At 44.5% G+C, this 17,656-nt stretch carries 14 protein-coding genes; 8 read left to right on the top strand and 6 right to left on the bottom strand.

The window, feature by feature from the left end; genetic code table 11:
• Positions 1–64 precede the first annotated feature (64 nt).
• On the bottom strand, positions 65–1,522 hold the full coding sequence (locus OCV19_RS20525) for an aspartate aminotransferase family protein (RefSeq protein ID WP_065677258.1): 1,458 nt from the start codon (positions 1,520–1,522) through the stop codon (positions 65–67).
• Complete coding sequence (phnW, locus tag OCV19_RS20520) at positions 1,522–2,625, bottom strand: 2-aminoethylphosphonate--pyruvate transaminase (protein ID WP_065677259.1); 1,104 nt, start codon at positions 2,623–2,625, stop codon at positions 1,522–1,524. The genes OCV19_RS20525 and phnW overlap by 1 nt, the downstream gene beginning before the upstream one ends.
• 325 nt (positions 2,626–2,950) lie before the next feature.
• On the opposite strand from phnW, the gene OCV19_RS20515 reads away from it, so the two are divergent.
• From OCV19_RS20515 to OCV19_RS20490, 6 genes are all read left to right on the top strand, one after another.
• The gene (locus OCV19_RS20515) at positions 2,951–3,961 is read left to right on the top strand and encodes a putative 2-aminoethylphosphonate ABC transporter substrate-binding protein (RefSeq protein ID WP_065677260.1); all 1,011 of its coding nucleotides are present in this window, start codon (positions 2,951–2,953) and stop codon (positions 3,959–3,961) included.
• Between the two features lie 128 nt (positions 3,962–4,089).
• Complete coding sequence (locus OCV19_RS20510) at positions 4,090–5,511, top strand: FAD-dependent oxidoreductase (RefSeq protein ID WP_065677261.1); 1,422 nt, start codon at positions 4,090–4,092, stop codon at positions 5,509–5,511.
• Positions 5,512–5,738: 227 nt separating this feature from the next.
• Positions 5,739–6,848, top strand: a complete 1,110-nt coding sequence (locus OCV19_RS20505; protein ID WP_017082456.1) for a putative 2-aminoethylphosphonate ABC transporter ATP-binding protein — start codon at positions 5,739–5,741, stop codon at positions 6,846–6,848.
• A gap of 21 nt (positions 6,849–6,869) precedes the next feature.
• Positions 6,870–8,579 (top strand): putative 2-aminoethylphosphonate ABC transporter permease subunit, encoded by a 1,710-nt coding sequence (locus OCV19_RS20500; protein WP_370736627.1) that lies wholly within the window; start codon positions 6,870–6,872, stop codon positions 8,577–8,579.
• 68 nt (positions 8,580–8,647) lie between these two features.
• Positions 8,648–9,352 carry a phosphonate utilization transcriptional regulator PhnR gene (gene phnR / locus OCV19_RS20495; RefSeq protein ID WP_004730140.1) on the top strand — a complete coding sequence of 235 codons (705 nt, stop codon included), beginning with the start codon at positions 8,648–8,650 and terminating at the stop codon, positions 9,350–9,352.
• Positions 9,353–9,489: 137 nt separating this feature from the next.
• A complete protein-coding gene (locus tag OCV19_RS20490; protein ID WP_065677263.1) occupies positions 9,490–10,392 on the top strand; it encodes an EamA family transporter in 903 nt (300 codons plus the stop codon).
• A 133-nt stretch (positions 10,393–10,525) separates the two neighbouring features.
• Here the strand turns inward: OCV19_RS20490 and OCV19_RS20485 are convergent, their stop codons facing one another.
• From OCV19_RS20485 to OCV19_RS20475, 3 genes are all read right to left on the bottom strand, one after another.
• Positions 10,526–11,308, bottom strand: coding sequence for a siderophore-interacting protein (locus OCV19_RS20485; protein ID WP_065677264.1), 783 nt, complete (start codon positions 11,306–11,308; stop codon positions 10,526–10,528).
• Positions 11,309–11,511: 203 nt separating this feature from the next.
• On the bottom strand, positions 11,512–12,990 hold the full coding sequence (locus tag OCV19_RS20480) for a peptide MFS transporter (RefSeq protein WP_048669525.1): 1,479 nt from the start codon (positions 12,988–12,990) through the stop codon (positions 11,512–11,514).
• 413 nt (positions 12,991–13,403) lie between these two features.
• Positions 13,404–14,774, bottom strand: coding sequence for an L-serine ammonia-lyase (locus OCV19_RS20475; RefSeq protein WP_065677265.1), 1,371 nt, complete (start codon positions 14,772–14,774; stop codon positions 13,404–13,406).
• 356 nt (positions 14,775–15,130) lie between these two features.
• Between OCV19_RS20475 and OCV19_RS20470 the strand changes: the two genes are divergently transcribed.
• The gene (locus OCV19_RS20470) at positions 15,131–16,009 is read left to right on the top strand and encodes a YdcF family protein (RefSeq protein ID WP_065677266.1); all 879 of its coding nucleotides are present in this window, start codon (positions 15,131–15,133) and stop codon (positions 16,007–16,009) included.
• Positions 16,010–16,175: 166 nt separating this feature from the next.
• On the opposite strand, the gene OCV19_RS20465 is transcribed toward OCV19_RS20470, so the two are convergent.
• Positions 16,176–16,436 carry a putative hemolysin gene (locus OCV19_RS20465; protein WP_017059521.1) on the bottom strand — a complete coding sequence of 87 codons (261 nt, stop codon included), beginning with the start codon at positions 16,434–16,436 and terminating at the stop codon, positions 16,176–16,178.
• Between the two features lie 302 nt (positions 16,437–16,738).
• Here OCV19_RS20465 and OCV19_RS20460 point away from each other — a divergent pair, with 302 nt between their 5' ends.
• A complete protein-coding gene (locus tag OCV19_RS20460) occupies positions 16,739–17,257 on the top strand; it encodes an NUDIX hydrolase (RefSeq protein WP_017059522.1) in 519 nt (172 codons plus the stop codon).
• Positions 17,258–17,656: the final 399 nt, after the last annotated feature.

Raw genomic sequence — 17,656 nt, 5'->3', positions numbered from 1 at the left:
GAATGATTTTTTAGGTTATTAATTGCTTGAAATTATTGCTTCAAGACATACTTTAAAAGGTGGTTTAAAGGTACTCAAAGTCTTTGCAGACTTTTGCTATCGCTTTTTCGAATACAGCCAGAGCGACTTCTAGTTCGCTGCGACTGATGATCAATGGTGGGCTCAACTGAATCACATTACCTTGTGATACCTTAAAGCTCAGGCCATCGTTTAGACATTGGTAAAGCACGGCTTCTGCTTCATCGAAAGCTCGGGTTTTGGTGATGTGGTCAGTGACCAACTCCACCCCCCAGAGCAGGCCGATGCCGCGAACGTCACCAATGACTGGGTACTTCTCTTTCATTTGAAGCAGCTGTCCACGCACGAATGCGCTGTCCGCTTGTACTTTTTCAAGTAGGTTTTCTTGCTCAATCACTTCCATGGTGGCGAGTGCTGCCGCGCAACCAATTGGGCTTTTTTCGTGGGTGTAGTGACCAAGAGATACTTGCGCTGCCGTGTTGTATTTGTCTTTTGTGATTATGGCTGCGATTGGTACTAAGCCGCCGCCAAAACCTTTACCGATACATAGGATGTCAGGTTCGATATCAAACGCTTGGTGAGTAAACCATTCGCCGCTACGACCCATGCCATTTGGGATGTCGTCAATGATCAATATGACGTTGTGTTTGTCACAGATCTCACGAATGCGCTTCCAATAAGCCTTACTTGGTACTTGAACGTCTGTGTTACGAACCGCTTCTGCAATGAAGGCTCCAATACCGCCTTCTTTTTCAATCACGTACTCTAGGTAATCCGCATAATGCACATCACATGAGGTCTCACTTTCACCGCCTGCGCTACTCTCACTTAACGGAAAACTATCGCGAGGCGAAAAAGAGTCTCTAAGCGGAAAAGCACCACGATAAGAGACTGCTGGTGGAATACGTTCTACGCCAGCCATTAACGGCCCCATACCCTCGCGGAAACACGCTTCGCCACCTACTGAAATTGCATCGAGTGACGCGCCATGGAAGGAATCCCACAATGAAACGACTTTGAAGTTGTTGGTGACATGTCGAGCCAGTTTGAGTGCCATACCAATCACCGATGTGCCACCTGGAGCAAACAACACACGATTCAAGTCACCACCACAGATCTGTGTCAGCTTTTCAGCGCACTGAACCGCAGTTTCATTGGTAAAGCGACGCGGTGAAAACGGCAATGACGCCATTTGCTGAGTCACTTTATTAATGATGTGTGGGTGACCATAACCCAACTGATGAACGTTGTTACCGTGAAAGTCCATGTACTTCTTGCCAGTCGTATCTTGAATGTAGATGCCTTCTGCGGCTTCAAGTGTGTCTAGGCAAGGCGTTGACATGGCTTGATGAAGAAACACGTCAGCATCACGCTTTAACATTACTTGAGTCGCATCATCGTTTAGCGATTCGTTCCATTTTTCGCGTGCTGGCGTGGTGTTCACATCGCCTTCGCTTCGAAAGTGTGTGGCCTTTAGAGTCGGCTCTTGATTGGTCGTCGTCATTATTTGATGTCCCAGTACATAGCGTTTTTCACCGCGCCAATGAGAGCTTCAATGTCTGACGGGTAAACTTCACCGATGTTACCGATACGGAAGCAGTCTGCGTTTGAAACCTTGCCCGGATAAATCACAAATCCTTGCTCTTTCAAACGGTCATAGAATTCCTTGAATTGGTAATCGCTATGAGTTGGAGAATAGAAAGAGGTGATGATAGGTGAATGAAGGTCATCATTAAGCAGCGGTTCAAAACCAAGAGAACACATACCTGCAACCAATGTGGTTTGGTTGGTTTGGTAGCGACTATGACGAGCTTCGATGCCGCCTTCTTGTTCCAATTCAAGTAGAGCTTGGTAGAAAGCACGCACTGTATGAGTCGGAGAGGTGAAGCGCCATTTACCATGGTTGCTTTCCATGCAGTGCCATTGGTCAAACAGGTCAAGGCTTAATGAACGAGCTTGGCCTTTGCATTTTTCCAGTTCCGATTGCTTCGCAATAACAAAGCCGAATCCGGGTACACCTTGAATACACTTGTTTGCCGAGCTGATCATGTAATCGATACCTAAGTCAGCAATATCCATAGGAATGCCACCAAAGCTCGACATCGCATCTAGAATGACAGTTTTGTTGTGCTGTTTTGCCAATTTGGCAATCTCTTCAATTGGATTCAGCATGCCAGTGGTGGTCTCACAGTGGACAATCGCCACGTGAGTAATGTCTGAATCCATGGCCAATGCCGTTTCCATTTCGTTCAAGTCAGGTTGTGATGTTTCACCTGGGGAAACGACATGGCATGGAATGTTTAAGTATTCTGCGATTTGAGCAATCCGAGCCCCATACGCACCGTTGTCAACAACAAGAAGCTTACCGTTTTTAGAAATAACGCTACCGATTGTTGCTTCAACTGAAGCGGTGCCGCTACCTTGCATTAGTACGCTCGTGTAACCCGTTTGCTTAGTCGCCAAAGTCACTAGCTTGCTACGAATCACTTCAACAACGTCTTTGTTGTATTCATCATCCCACGTACACCAATCTTTTAGCATCGCTTGGCGAACGGTTTCAGAAGTAGATAGAGGACCCGGTGTCAGTAGTAGGTATTCGTTTCTCATGTTCAATTCTCGTGATTTATATTTTGGACTATACCAATATTTGCAATTACTTTAACAACCAATTTAAACGGTCGTAAATAGCCAAAACGTTATTTTCACAAAAGCTTCATATTCAAATTTGTCACTTGTGTTGAGAAATTTTCCGATCTTGAAACTGCCATTTTTTGTTCATTTAATCGTCATAAAAGTCGATTAGGTTAATACTCGCTATCTGGTACATACCAAATAAAGGTGTGTGCTCACAACCTAAATGAATTTATGGATATAGAAGCCTCTAGATGGAGCTTCTAACTTCTAACCTTGGCATCGGGCCTGACTGGAGAAAATGATGAAAAACCGTTTTATGAAAGGATCACTTGCAGCATTAGTTACTCTATTAGCTGGTAATGCTTATGCAGCACAGGAAGTGACGGTTTACACCGCTTTTGAAACTGACATTTTGGCGAAGTACAAGAACGCATTTGAAAGTGAAAACCCAGACATCAACATCAAGTGGGTACGTGATTCAACTGGGATCATGACGGCAAAATTATTGGCCGAAAAAAACAACCCGCGCGCAGAGGTAGTTTGGGGACTTGCTGGTTCTTCAATGGCACTGCTTAAAGAAGAGGGCATCTTGAAACCTTATGCGCCTCAAGGTGTAGAAGCATTACGCGCTAATCTTAACGACCCACAGTCTACTCAAGCTTGGTATGGCAATGACGCATTCTTTAATGCGGTTTGTTTCAACGAAGTGGTTGCTAAGCAACTTAACTTACCTGCACCTAAATCTTGGGATGACCTAACGAAGCCTATCTATAAAGGTCACATTGCGATGCCAAACCCAGCATCTTCTGGTACGGGCTACATGCAGGTTTCGGCTTGGTTACAAAACATGGGTGAAGACCAAGGTTGGAACTACATGCAGAAGCTAGATCAAAACATTGCTCACTACACGCACTCAGGCTCTAAGCCATGTGTTCAAGCGGGCATGGGCGAAGTCGCTATCGGTATTTCTATGGCGAGCCGTGGTGCTAAGCTGAAAACTCAAGGCGCTCCACTTTCAGTGATTACGCCTGAAGGCATCGGCTGGGAATCTGAAGCGGTAGGCCTTGTTAAGCCTTCTGATGCAGCACAACGTGTTATCGATTGGTCTATTTCTAAAGCGGCGAATGAGCTTTACATCGAAATGTACCCAGTTGTTGGTCACAAAGATGTGACAGGCAAAGCAGAGAACTTCCCTAATGTAGAAAAGAACATGGCAAAAATGGACTTCGCTCGCATGGGCAGCGAACGTGCCGACGTTCTTAAAACATGGTCTGAGAAGTTTGACGCTAAATCAGAGCCAAAATCTTAATCTGACGACCTATTCAGTTACTTAACTATTTAGCTATTTAGTTCATTCGAAGTTAGAAATCAGTAAAGGAAGGCTTCGGTCTTCCTTTTTTAGTTTTACGCCTTTAGGTTTTAAGTAAGGTACAACAAATGACAAAGCACTACTCATATTGGTTCAAGCAAGCGTTGGAACAAGAGTTTGGCAACATCAATGCGGGGCTAGATTCGGCTAAGCCGCTCCAAAAAGACGTCAACTGTGATATCGCCATTGTTGGCGGTGGCTATACGGGTTTATGGACGGCGATTTTAATAAAACAACAGCAACCCAAAAAACATGTTGTCGTGATTGAAAAAGGTCTATGTGGGAGCGGTGCTTCTGGTGCGAACGGCGGTTGTATGCTGACGTGGTCAACTAAGTATCCGACGCTGAAAAAGCTCTACGGAAAAGAACAAGCTAAATGGTTGGTTAAGGAATCGGAAAAGGTTATATACGAGATCGAAGCCTTCTGTAACGAACACAACATTGACGCGCATCTATATCGCAGCGGAACTTACTACACGGCGACCAATGAAGTTCAAAAGGGTGGAATGGAGCCTGTTGTTAATGAGCTGGTTAAGCAGGGTATCAATAGCTGGAAGAAGTGCGACAATTCTTTGGCTGATAAAGCGGGATCAGATCGCCATATTGAGGGTTACTACTCAGAGGCTGCGGGTAGTGTGCAGCCAGCGTTATTGGCTAGAGGTTTGCGCCGAGTCGCGCTCGAACTGGGTGTCGAAATTTACGAAAACACAGAAATGACATCACTCGACTATGGCTTCCCAGCTCGAATTCAAACCAAAGGCGGTTCCGTATTTGCGGATAAAGTGATTTTGGCACTCAATGCATGGATGCTCGATCACTTTAAAGAGTTCAAACGCAGCATAGTGGTTGTTTCTTCAGATATGGTGGTGACCAAGCCTATTCCTGAAAAGCTCAAGCAGTTTGGTCCAGAGAAAGGGGCAGCGGTGGTAGATTCGCGTATCTTTGTCCACTATTACCGAGATACCCAGGACGGACGACTCATGTTGGGCAAAGGCGGTAATAAGTTCTCGTTTGCCAATCAAGTTGAAAGCATGTTTAACCAAACGACCAACTACCTGCCGATTCTCTATCAATCGTTTCAAAAACTGTTCCCTAAATTGGAACAAAGTGAATTCGATTACAATTGGTCTGGCGGCTCAGATCGTTCGGTCACCGGATTGCCATTTTTCGGTAACCTAAAAGGCCAAAGCAACATCTATTATGGGCTTGGTTATTCAGGCAATGGCGTTGCTCAAACCCGTATGGGCGGAAAAATTTTGTCAGCAATGGTACTCGATATCGACAATGCATGGACACGAAGCGGTTTAACCAAAGGCCCATTAGGACACTTCCCACCAGAGCCATTTCGTTGGGTTGGAGCAATGATGGTTAGAGATGCAGTTCGAAGAAAAGAGAACGCGGAAGATTCTGGTAACACGCCATTGTGGCTGGATAAACAGTTATCCAAACTCGCAGGTGCGGCGGGCAAAGCCGACAAGGTTGAATCATAGATTAATCTAGCGTTTAAATTAGAAGTTTACATTTAGGCTCTCAGTGACTTTTTTGTTCGTCATTGAGGGCTTTCAACGTTGAACTAACTTTTAAAGCTGAACAAATAGCAATCTTTAATGCTTATTATATCTGCAATATAACTGTCATTTAGCTTCTATAAATTTGTCACTCAACTGCAATATTCTCAGTTTAAATTTGGTATATACCATATAGAGAGTGCTGTAGTATGAGCAACCAAACTTATTTGAATATTGAAAACGTTGTAAAGCAATTTGGCCAATTTACAGCGTTAAAAGACATCTCCCTATCGATAGATAAAGGCGAGTTCGTCTGCTTCCTTGGCCCATCTGGCTGTGGAAAAACCACCTTATTACGTGCGATTGCAGGTCTAGACTTGCCAACTTCAGGTTCTATTGAGCAGAACGGTAATGATACGACCTTCTTGCCACCAGAAAAGCGCGACTTTGGCATCGTGTTCCAATCTTACGCTTTGTTTCCAAATCTCACTGTGGAAGAAAACATTGCGATTGGTCTAAAAAACCAAGGCATGTCGACCAAAGAAGCCCTTGAGACGGTTGAGTCTTGGTTAGAGACTATCGGCTTACCAACGTCTGGTCAGAAATTCCCAAATCAGCTATCTGGTGGACAGCAGCAGCGTGTTGCTCTGGCTCGCGCGTTAGCGTTGTCTCCAGGCTTGTTGCTACTCGATGAGCCTCTTTCTGCGTTGGATGCGAAGGTAAGAACACATTTGCGTGACGAGATCTGCCAACTGCAACGCAAGCTAGGTATCACCACTATTATGGTGACGCACGACCAAGATGAAGCCTTGACGATGGCAGACCGAATTGTGGTGATGAACCATGGTGTCATTGAGCAAGTAGGTGCCCCACAAGAGATCTACCAAAAACCAGTCAGTCGTTTTGTGGCTGAGTTTGTTGGTAGCATGAACTTCATTCAAGCTTCTGTCGCAGCGCAAGGCAAGATACGTATTGCTGAGTCGATGTTACCGTTGCCGGGTTTAGATAACCTGACTCCAAAACTTGGTGATGTTTTCGATATTGCCGTTCGTCCAGAGCAAATCCAGTTTGTGGATCGTTTTAGTGAATCCTTGCCAGTGAGAATCGTATCAAGCGAATTCTTAGGGGCGTTTTATCGTGTTGAGTGTCAATTGCAACATGACTCAACGGCGAAAGAGATCATCGTTGATGTATCAGTCAAAGAGTTCAACCGATTGAAGCTGCGTCGCAGTGATATTCGTTACGTGGCGTTTGATCAAGATGGCCTTAGAGCTTACCCATCGAAAAGCCTGCAAGTGATGAAAGACGAGGCGGCGTAAATAATCATGGAATCGACTCAAATGATGCAATCTAAGCTGCTAATTCAACGACGAGTACAGCTTTTTCTTGCTCGATTAAGTAAAGACAACGTAATCCTATTTGGGCTGTTGGCCTTTTTGTCTGTGTTCATGACGCTGTTTATCCTGATGCCACTGTGGGCAATGTTGAAAAAGAGTGTTCAGAACGCAGATGGCGAATTTGTAGGTTTACAGAATTTCGCAACGTATTTTGCTTCTCAAAGCCTGTGGCAGTCGGTAGGCAATACGTTCACGCTTGGGTTGTTAGTGACCGTTGTCGTGGGGGTACTAGCGTTTGGTTATGCCTATGCTTTGACTCGTTCATGCATGCCTTTTAAGGGGCTTTTTCAAGTGCTAGGTTCAGCGCCTATTCTGGCTCCTTCATTGCTTCCAGCGATCAGTTTGATCTTCTTATTTGGTAACCAAGGTATCGCTAAAGAAGTCTTGGGTGGTAACTCGGTGTATGGCTTGATTGGTATCTCACTGGGCTTGATATTCTGGACGTTTCCACATGCCTTGATGATTCTGACCACTTCGTTAAGAACGTCTGACGCTCGCCTTTATGAGGCGGCACGTGCACTCAATACTTCATCGCTAAAAACCTTCTTCATGGTGACGTTACCTGCGGCAAAATACGGTTTGATAAGTACCTTGATCGTTGTGTTTACGCTGGTGGTTTGTGATTTTGGTGTGCCAAAGGTGATCGGTGGTAGCTACAACGTTCTGTCTACCGATATCTTTAAGCAGGTAGTAGGGCAACAGAATTTCTCTATGGGCGCGGTGACTAGCATCCTATTGCTATTGCCTGCGTTGCTTGCGTTTACCGTTGACCGCTGGGTTCAAAAGAAACAAAAGAGCTTGTTTGATACTCGCTCCGTCGCTTACCAACCAGAGCCAAACACTCTACGTGATGGCGTGTGTTTACTCTATTGCACCGTAATTTCAGTGGCTGTTGTTATCGTGCTAGGCATGGCGATATACGGATCTATGGTCACTTTCTGGCCTTGGAATAAAACGCTAACGCTAAATAACTATAACTTCGCAGAGATGAGTACTTATGGTTGGACGCCATTTTTCAACTCTTTAACCCTCGGTGCTTGGACTGCGATCATCGGTACCGTATTGATTTTCTTAGGCGCGTACTGCATTGAGAAAGGTCGCGCCTTCGGTCCTGTTCGACAAGCGATGCAAATGCTCAGCGTTGTTCCGATGGCTGTTCCGGGTATGGTGTTGGGCTTGGGGTATATCTTTTACTTCAATGATTTGAGTAACCCACTCAACTTCTTGTATGGCACGATGGCGTTCTTGGTGATCAACACCGTGGTTCACTACTACACAGTCGGCCACATGACAGCGTTAACCGCATTAAAACAGCTGCCTGAGGAAATAGAAGCTACGGCGGCTTCGGTTAACCTACCGCAATACAAGCTGTTCTTTAAAGTGACGGTGCCGGTTTGTTTGCCTGCGATTTTAGATATTGCGACATACCTGTTTATTAATGCACTTACCACGACATCTGCGGTAGTATTCTTGTATTCTACCGATACGATACCTGCGTCAGTTTCAGTACTGAATATGGATGATGCGGGGCAAACGGGTGCAGCTGCTGCCATGGCGGTGATGATCATGATATCGGCAGCGAGCGCGAAGTTGATTCATATGTTAATCAACAAGTTATTCGAGAAGCGCACACAAGCTTGGCGTAAACGCTAGCGAACCATTTTATATTGCAGTTGGCCAAGGAGTGGCTGACGACAAGAACAAGAATAAAAGGAAATGAAGTGCAGTACGTAAAAATCAAAGATGTCATCGTAGAGCAGATAGAGTCGGGGATGTTAACACCACGACAGAAGCTGCCTGCGGAGCGAAAACTGGCTGAATCGTTTGATACAACACGAGTTACGTTACGTGAAGCCTTGTCTTCACTTGAAGCGGAAGGGCGTATTTATCGAGAAGACCGACGTGGTTGGTTTATCTCTCCTGCGCCACTGCGCTACGATCCAACACAAACGCTGAACTTCACGAATATGGCTTTGTCGCAGAATCGTAAGCCAAAAACAGAGTTGGTGGCGGCGAAAGGCATGTTAGCAACCAAGGAAGCAACTAGGCTTCTTGAGCTGCAACCTTTTTCGGATGTTTATCGAGTAGACAGAGTTCGTTATCTTGAAGACAGACCCGTTGTGTATGTGACTAACTACATTCGACCTGAGCTGTTCCCTAATTTGCTTGATTATGACTTGTCTAAATCGTTGACGGACATCTACCGTGAGCACTTTGGCGTGGTGTATCAGAAGATCCGTTACCGAGTGAGCACAACGTCTTTACTTGGCGAGACAGCGCAAGCCCTGCGTGCGACTTCTGGTTCTCCTGCAATGGTCGTAGAGCGTGTGAACTACAACCAAAACGGCGACTTGATTGATTGCGATATTGAATATTGGCGTCATGACGCGATCAGCATTGAGTCGATCGCACAGCTAGAGCGATAGTCATACGTTATAACGTTGGCATACCTGCAATTATGCAGGATTGCCCAATTGAAACGCTCAAAGGTCTCTTATTCGGAGGCCTTTTTTATCACCTGTTGTCAGCCGTTGTGCTAATTCATCAATAATTTAGGAATGAAATGGAATTCTCTGCCATTGTCATCGTGATCATTTCGGCTCTGCTTCATGCGGGTTGGAATGTTCTAGGTAAATCTAATCAAGGCTCGGGCTCGTCTTTCTTCTTAGCCTCTGGCTTTGCCGCTGCCGCGATATTGACGCCTTACTTGATCTGGTATGTTCACAGTGTTGGACTGTCAAATATCTTACTTCCATTCTGGCAATTGGTTTTGTTGAGTGGGATTTGCCAAATTGTTTATCTAATTGGGCTAGGTGCTGCATATAAACAGGCCGATATTGGGGTGATTTACCCGATGGCACGAGCGCTGCCCGTGTTGACGGTGGGTTTAGGCACGGTGTTGATAGGCTATGAGCTGTCACCTAATCAATGGTTTGGCTTCACCTTGATTACCTTGGGTTGTTTGTTTGTACCACTTAAGAAGTTTTCAGATCTTAGGTTAAAAGCGTATCTCAACCTTGGCGTACTGTGGGCGTTAATCGCGGCCATTGGTACCACGGGCTATTCCATCATTGATAAAGAAGCGCTTCTGTTACTCGATCCTTTGATCACACCAGTTATAACTAACAAGCACACCGCGATTTTCTACCTAGGTATCCAGTTCTGGGCAATTGTGATTCCGTTGAGTGTTTGGTTATTCGTAACCAACCAAAGAATCGAGTTTACTAATGCTTGGATACTGCGAAAGAAAGCCACGCTTGCAGGCATTATGATGGCTTCGACTTATGGTTTGGTGTTATTTGCGATGACTATGACAGAGAACGTCAGCTTGGTTGTGGCACTTAGGCAAGTAAGTATCATCTTCGGCGTAGTGATGGGGATCTACTTTTTAAAGGAAAAGTGGCACGCGACTCGCGGTGTAGGCGTCTCTCTAATTATTGCTGGCTTAGTTATCTCATTGACTTAAAAGCTCGCCGGAACGATTGGATATTTGTGCAGAGGCATCTATATTAAGCTAAATCAAAAACGCCCTTAGCGATACAAACTTCGTCAAGGGCGTTTTCTCTTTATCTAGTAAGAAGCTGTAGGTAGTAAAAGACTTAACCCGCTAAAGCTTGAGCATCTTGTTGTTTCAGCACTTTATGGCCATCTTCGGTGACGCCACGTTTCCAGTAACTGCTGATGTAGATGTTCTCTTTTGCGACTTCTTTTTCGTTGCGGAAGTATTGTCTTAGCTCGCGCATGCTTTCAAATTCACATGCTGTCCATACTGAAACCTGACCGTCTAACCATTCTATGCTGCGAACGGTTTGTGATAGTGTTTCTTCAGTTTCATCTTCAATCAACCAAGTGATTTTGATGCCTTTAGGCGCTTCAAGAGTTTGCTTGTCTGCTGCTGAGTTGATTTGAACCACAGCGTGACCTTTCGCGTGCTCTGGAAGTGATTTTACTTTTGCGGAAAGCGCAGGGAGTGAAGTCATGTCTGCGACTAAGAAGAACCAATCCGACTCAAGGTTTAGCCCTTGGATTAGACCCGGACCAGCCACGGAAATAGTATCACCCACTTGTGCGTTCATTGCCCATCTTGCAGCAAAACCACATTGCATATCTGTAGTGATGTGGCGAACGAAATCGACTTCGATAAATTGCTCTACTGGGTTGTACTGACGAATAGTGTAAGTGCGCATGGTAGGACGCTCACCTTCATTCAATTGGCTCAAATCTGTGGTGCGGAGTGGCGAGAATAAAAGCTTGATGTAGCCGCCGGCACATTCTGTCGGGTATTTACTTAATCCCTCACCGCTAAGCGTTATACGCTGCATGTTTGGAGTAATGGTTAAGGTTTGAGTAACGGTTAATGTGATAGGGCTAGGCTTGCTCATATAAGGCTCTCTTGGATTTTGATTTCGACATCATAATCCTGAACCAGAAAACTCTCAATACTAATAATTATCATTTACTATAATTTACATAAATGCAATCTAACCAGAACTCCTCGATCTGTGTGGGTCAAACTCATTGACAAAAAAAGCCCTTTAGAAAACTAAAGGGCTTGATGTGTTAGAGCGGTTGAACGTGAGAGTAATCAGCTGTTAGCTTGCTCTAGTTCAATTGTTTCATCAGCGGCTTTCGCAGCTTCTAGCATCTTACGAATAATGAACGATGCTGCCATTGCGATACCTACCATCACGACTGCAAGAACAGTCAGCATTTGGAAGTAATCACCGTAAACCGTTTGCACGATCTCTTGTGTGATCTCTTGGCCTTTCTCTAGTGCAATAGACGTTGAGAATACGGCACCAACAATGCCCGATAGTGCGATAGCAACAGAGAACAAGCTTACTGAGAAGTTCTCGATGTGCTTAGGTGCAACTGACAGGATGAAGGCTACAACCATAGAGCCAACAATTACTTCACCAAATGCTAGGAAGAAGTGAATCGCTAGGAATACTTCAGGGCGAATCAGAACGTCATCACCAACTGTGGTTACTGCCATTGTTAGGATACCGAAAGCGATAGCCGTTAGAATGAATGAGAAACCGACTTTCGTTGCCGTAGAGAAGTTAATGTTTTTCTTTTCTAGGTTAGAGAAGATACCCGCGATGATAGGGCCCGCAACCATACACCATAGTGGGTTCATCGCCATTGACGCTTCTGGTGCAACAGGAATGAAGCCAAATAGGTCACCACGCATGGTGTTGATTGCTACCATAGTCATCGACGTCATCATCTGGCCGTAGTACACGAAGAAACAGGTCGTCAGGAATGTGATTATTAAGATTGTGCCCATTTTCAGCATGTCTGACTTCTTCGATTTCATCATCAAAGAGACAAAGTAGATGATCGCTGCACCGCCAATTGCATATACGATGTTTTGGCCAATATCCATGTTAGAGAACATGAAAAATACCAAGCCAATCATAGCTGCAGAAAGGCCAAGGAAGGCTGCCCAGTTTTTAGTGCTTACTGGTTGTTGATCGATTTCAGCACTTGCTTCAACAAGGCCCTTGCGAACAAAGATCATCATTAGAAGCGCAGCGCCTGCTAGAACAGCAGAAAGAAGGAAACCACCGTGGAAACCAACAACAAGCACTAGCATTGGGAACAGGTATTGACCTAGTAGAGCGCCAATGTTGTTTACTGAGTAGTTGATTGGGTAGCAGTTCTCAAAATCTTCTTGAGTTTTGAACGTGCGTTTGTAAAGACTTGGGTAAGAAGGAGACATCAAACCACGTGCATAACTTGCTAACGCAATACCACATAATGCCATCGGAACATTGGTTGCTGCTGCACCAAGTACCAGTAGAACGTAACCACTTGCGAACCCTAGGAAGGCAATGGTTAAAGATCGGTAAGCGCCTAAAAACTTGTCGGCGATAAAGCCACCTGCGATAGCAAATAGCGGTCCGATTGCAGAGAAAGCACCAACAACCATCATGGTGTCGGCTTCATTGTAGTTCAGATCTTCAAGGAAGAAACGAGTCAAGATCACCATGACGCCATAGAACGAAAGTCCAAACATCATCTGGCAGAACATCATTGATTTGTTTAATCTATTCCACATTATTTTATTCTCACATTTGTATTAATATGTAGTGTAATTACCCGATTATAATATCATTACTAGTAATACATAAACTGAAACATCTGTCTCAAACAGGACTTTGCTCGATATATCTTTTCTTATGAGTGCATTCATATTTCTTATGAATGAAATTTGCAATGTTAGATTTTGCTAGTGGATGCATAGCTGTGTGAAATGCAGCCATCATCACTTGCGGCTAAGTAATGAACTAATTAAGGGAAAATTAGAGGTGGTCATTCTGTAAAGTTTTGAGTGAGTATCACTTTCAATTGGCTGCTGGGATTTAGCCAATAAAAAAGCCAGCTTGGTGGCTGGCTTTGTTGAGATATTGAAAACTAAGTTTACACGAATGCCGTCTCTATAGAGGCTTTCTCCACTCGTGTTCCTGTCTGTTACTCACACGGGGGTGCCATGTGGATCACGGCCAAGCCACCTAAAGAAGTTTCACGATACTTCTTGTTCATGTCTTTACCTGTTTGGTACATGGTCTCGATAACCTTGTCTAACGAGATAAGACACTTGCTGGTACGTTTCAATGCCATGCGCGATGCATTAATTGCTTTCATTGCACCCATTGCGTTACGTTCGATACATGGCACCTGAACAAGCCCGCCGATCGGATCGCATGTCATGCCCAGTGAGTGTTCCATCGCGATCTCAGCGGCAATACAGATTTGCTCGTTGCTACCACCACGCAGGGCAGTTAGGCCAGCAGCTGCCATTGAAGAAGAAACGCCGACTTCACCCTGACAACCTACCTCTGCGCCAGAAATCGAAGCGTTGGTTTTGTATAAGATGCCGATTGCACCAGAGACCGCCAAGAAGTCTTTAAGTTGCTTAGTGTCTAGCTCTTTGATGAAACGATGGTAGTACATCAAAACCGCAGGAATAACGCCAGCCGCACCATTAGTAGGTGATGTGACAACCTGGCCACCTGCTGCATTCTCTTCACTCACGGCAAAGGCAAATAGGTTAATCCAATCCATGATCTCCATTGGATCGTTTTCAATCGAGGCATTCGCTTCAAGCTTTTTAAGCAGAGCAGGTGCTCGACGAGTGACTTCTAGGCCGCCATCAAGGATGCCTTCCGTGTCAAAGCCACGCTGCATACACAGAGACATCACCTTCCAAATTTGGTCGGCTTTCTGGTCAATTACATCCATACCTTGGAAAGACACTTCGTTACGCAGAATTAAGCCACCAAGGCTAAGTCCTTGTTGTTCTGATAGTTCAAGTAACTGGTTGGCAGAAGAGAAAGGGAACTCAACTTGTGTTTCTGATTCCTGTTTGCCGTTTTGTAGCTCATCAGCGGTTGCGATAAAGCCACCACCAATCGAGTAGTAGGTTTCCATATCCAGAAGACTACCGCTTGCGTCAAAGGCAGAGATAGTCATGCCATTTTCATGCAACGGAAGGTTAGTTTTGTGGAAGAGAAGGTCGCTTTCTACATCGAAATGAATTTCATGGTTACCGCTAACCAATAGAGATTTATCTTCAATCGCCTTGCGCATAGCTTGGTTAGCACTGGTGATTTTAATGGTGTCGGGGCGGTTACCTAGTAAACCTAACAAGGTCGCTCTGTCTGTGTGGTGACCAATACCCGTCAATGATAACGAGCCGTATAAGTCGATTTGAATACGCTTCACTTGCTTAAGCTGAGCATCAATTTTTTGGGTAAAGTTAAACCCAGCGATCATTGGTCCATTTGTGTGGGAGCTGGATGGTCCAACCCCAATTTTGTAGATATCAAAAATAGACAGCATAGTAACTTCCTGTGAAGACGGTTCGATGGACGAACTCTGTGTAAAATTTGTATTTGGTTAGTTGCACTTCTTTGAGTGAACCTGTTCTGTGGGTGAAACAGTTATGCGATAGAGCGTATTCATTGATTGAAAGGGCTCTTTTATCGACTAGTGCTAACAAGCATAGAGCGATGAAATACAAGAGCGTGCTATGTTTGCTGTAAAGCGACACGTCTATTCTTGTATTACCTAAGATGTCGCTATCAATAGTGAGCATTATTGCGAGCAACATATAAGAATTTCAAAATACTTTTGTTAACAAGTATTGTATACATAATTCACTCCATCTAATCCCCAAAACGAGACTTGAACATAAAATGAGCATTAATCACCTCCTTATTGTGCTGGGTAAGCGACTGAATGAGAATAAATTGACTGATGAAGGAATCAGTCGAGTTGATGCTTTGTTTGAGTATCTGGCGGAGCCTTTGGTAGAAGAGTCGAATCAGCAAACCGCGGTTGCATTTTGTGGTGGGATAACGAAAGGGCAAACTCTGTCTGAAGCCGATGCGATGCACCAATATTTTAGGAAGCTTGAAAAGCGGCGTGAACATCCGTTTTTCTTAGGAGCGATTTTGCTCGAGCAGCATTCGACCAACACTGTCGAGAACATACAAAACTTGGCCTCAGAGATGATTGCAAGCGGGCTGTTTACTCGCGGGCAAAGTGTGCAAGTGACATTCGTTTCTAATGACTACCACTTACAACGTATATTCGAGATTCAATCGCTCATGGACGAGCAAGGTTTGCTTAAAGTTCTCGTCGAGAAGTGTTCCGCACTTGGGATAGAGCTGCAAATAGATCGCAGGTTGGATGCTCATGTTGCGGTGCCATACCCACATCAAAGTGCTCAAGGGCAATTGTTTCTGTTGATGGACGTACTGACGACCTACCGAGTTTATCTTGAAGGTGTTTGTGCGGGCGCATTTAAGCGAGATTTAGAGTTGGTTAGACGAGAGCCAGAAAGACTGTCTTTGGAAGCATTGATAACTGCCAAGGAGCTAGTTGGACGTTCATCTGACTTTGACATTGTGGAGAGTTTACTCCCAATATTAGGGCGCTGTATCCAGCAGACTTCAGTGGGTACCGATATAAAAAAAGTCAGGGAATACCTAGCATTACTCGATACTAACCTGACTTTATTGAATCGTTATTTAGACCCGGAATCGGATAACACACATCGCTGGTGGCGATAGGTGGTTATTTCTTTCTCGTGATGCCAATAACGGTCTTTAAGCTCGCAAAGGCAATCAGACATTAAGCTAGAAGCTCAGTGCCTTCTTCAGCGATGTTTTTAACCGCTCGAACGTAATCATCGCCCATAACATTGTGCCAGAAGGCTCATGTGTTTTTTTACAGTGATTAACTTTGGTTTTCTGAATCTTGCTCATGGTTATTGCGGTAGTACTCCCACTGTTCAATGCGCTCGCCGTCATCGAATACACAGTAAGTTGTACGCTGATTGTTTTCAGTAACCGTGTCTAATTCACCGTCCTGTTGAACACAATAAACCGCTGCTGGGTTAGCGACTGAAACACGTTGGCCTTCGCTATATTCTGCATAGTCGTTTGCACAACCGCCCAATACAACGGCACATACAGCCATCAAACCAATTTTCTTCATGTCTATCTCCTACGTGATAACTCTATAATCGAATGCGTTAAGTTCTACAGAACCAAATGAGAAGCTCTATGAAATTAGTATATTTTAGATTTCAGAAAAGGTTGTCCTAATTTGGTCAAGATATTGAAATAGGTTGATATTTCTTCATGTTTAACGACTTTTTGAGTGTTAGATCAAGCTAAGTGGATTCAAGTTACCGTAGGAATATCCCCGTCCGATCAGTTCTTGTTGGCGGTTGTGAGCCTCGAATCTATTGAGGATTATGATATGATGCCGCCAAATTCAGTAGAGCAGTCAGAATCATGAGACACCTAAAAACAACCATCCACCCTGATATCGACCATCTAGACAATAAAACGGTCTACAAGCGCAACGCTGCCCGTGCCATTGTGTTAGATGGTGAAGACATTCTGATGCTGTATACAGAGCGTTATCACGACTACACCATTCCTGGTGGTGGTTTGGATGAAGGGGAAGATGTGATCGCAGGTATGGTTCGTGAACTCGAAGAAGAGACTGGCGCGAAGAATATCCATAGCATCAAGCCGTTCGGCATTTTTGAAGAGTTTCGTCCTTGGTACAAAGACGATGCAGACATGATGCACATGATTTCTTACTGCTACTCATGCAAGATTGATCGTGAGCTTGGTGAAACGGCTTACGAAGATTATGAAGTGAAAAACGGGATGAAACCGGTGTGGATGAATATCCATGAAGCGATCGCTCACAACGAAAAGACCATGGCAGAGAGCCCTAAGAAAGGCATGAGTATTGAACGTGAAACCTTTTTGCTGCACTTGATTGCCAAAGAGATGCTTTAGACGTTATCAATACTTGGGGCTGTTGACCTTTCGTGGTTAAGTTTTGTTCGATATAAAATCGTTTTAGGCGCGGCGAAGAGTATGTAGCCTAGTCATTCTAAGCAAATATTCTTCAACAAAGCATAAAACGATTTTAGCCGAACCCTTCGGGCAGCTCTTGTGGTTCATTTCTACTGCGTTATCGGCTTTTCATGTAGGCCAACTACACGTCAAAACCTCTTCCTTGTATAAATTTCCCACAAGATGCTGCAAAACCCAGCTCGAAAGGTCAACAGCCCCAGGCCTGCTAAGCAATTTATTTGCCGCCACTTTTGGCGGCAAAGTTGTTTCTAGCAATGCTAAAATGTAATAGCGGTAATCAATTATTGAATATGGTTGATATTGTCAACTAAGTGTTTT

The sequence above is a fragment of the Vibrio celticus genome (assembly GCF_024347335.1).
GTDB lineage: Bacteria > Pseudomonadota > Gammaproteobacteria > Enterobacterales > Vibrionaceae > Vibrio > Vibrio celticus.
The sequence above is the reverse complement of the archived record's forward strand: the minus strand, read 5'-3'. Positions and strand labels throughout refer to the sequence as shown.

Excerpts from the sequence above, each read along its gene's own strand:
- OCV19_RS20525 (WP_065677258.1), bottom strand. The coding sequence starts at position 1,522 with ATGACGACGACCAATCAAGAGCCGACTCTAAAGGCCACACACTTTCGA.
- phnW (WP_065677259.1), bottom strand. The coding sequence starts at position 2,625 with ATGAGAAACGAATACCTACTACTGACACCGGGTCCTCTATCTACTTCT.
- OCV19_RS20515 (WP_065677260.1), top strand. The coding sequence starts at position 2,951 with ATGATGAAAAACCGTTTTATGAAAGGATCACTTGCAGCATTAGTTACT.
- OCV19_RS20510 (WP_065677261.1), top strand. The coding sequence starts at position 4,090 with ATGACAAAGCACTACTCATATTGGTTCAAGCAAGCGTTGGAACAAGAG.
- OCV19_RS20505 (WP_017082456.1), top strand. The coding sequence starts at position 5,739 with ATGAGCAACCAAACTTATTTGAATATTGAAAACGTTGTAAAGCAATTT.
- OCV19_RS20500 (WP_370736627.1), top strand. The coding sequence starts at position 6,870 with ATGATGCAATCTAAGCTGCTAATTCAACGACGAGTACAGCTTTTTCTT.
- OCV19_RS20490 (WP_065677263.1), top strand. The coding sequence starts at position 9,490 with ATGGAATTCTCTGCCATTGTCATCGTGATCATTTCGGCTCTGCTTCAT.
- OCV19_RS20485 (WP_065677264.1), bottom strand. The coding sequence starts at position 11,308 with ATGAGCAAGCCTAGCCCTATCACATTAACCGTTACTCAAACCTTAACC.
- OCV19_RS20480 (WP_048669525.1), bottom strand. The coding sequence starts at position 12,990 with ATGTGGAATAGATTAAACAAATCAATGATGTTCTGCCAGATGATGTTT.
- OCV19_RS20475 (WP_065677265.1), bottom strand. The coding sequence starts at position 14,774 with ATGCTGTCTATTTTTGATATCTACAAAATTGGGGTTGGACCATCCAGC.
- OCV19_RS20470 (WP_065677266.1), top strand. The coding sequence starts at position 15,131 with ATGAGCATTAATCACCTCCTTATTGTGCTGGGTAAGCGACTGAATGAG.
- OCV19_RS20465 (WP_017059521.1), bottom strand. The coding sequence starts at position 16,436 with ATGAAGAAAATTGGTTTGATGGCTGTATGTGCCGTTGTATTGGGCGGT.
- OCV19_RS20460 (WP_017059522.1), top strand. The coding sequence starts at position 16,739 with ATGAGACACCTAAAAACAACCATCCACCCTGATATCGACCATCTAGAC.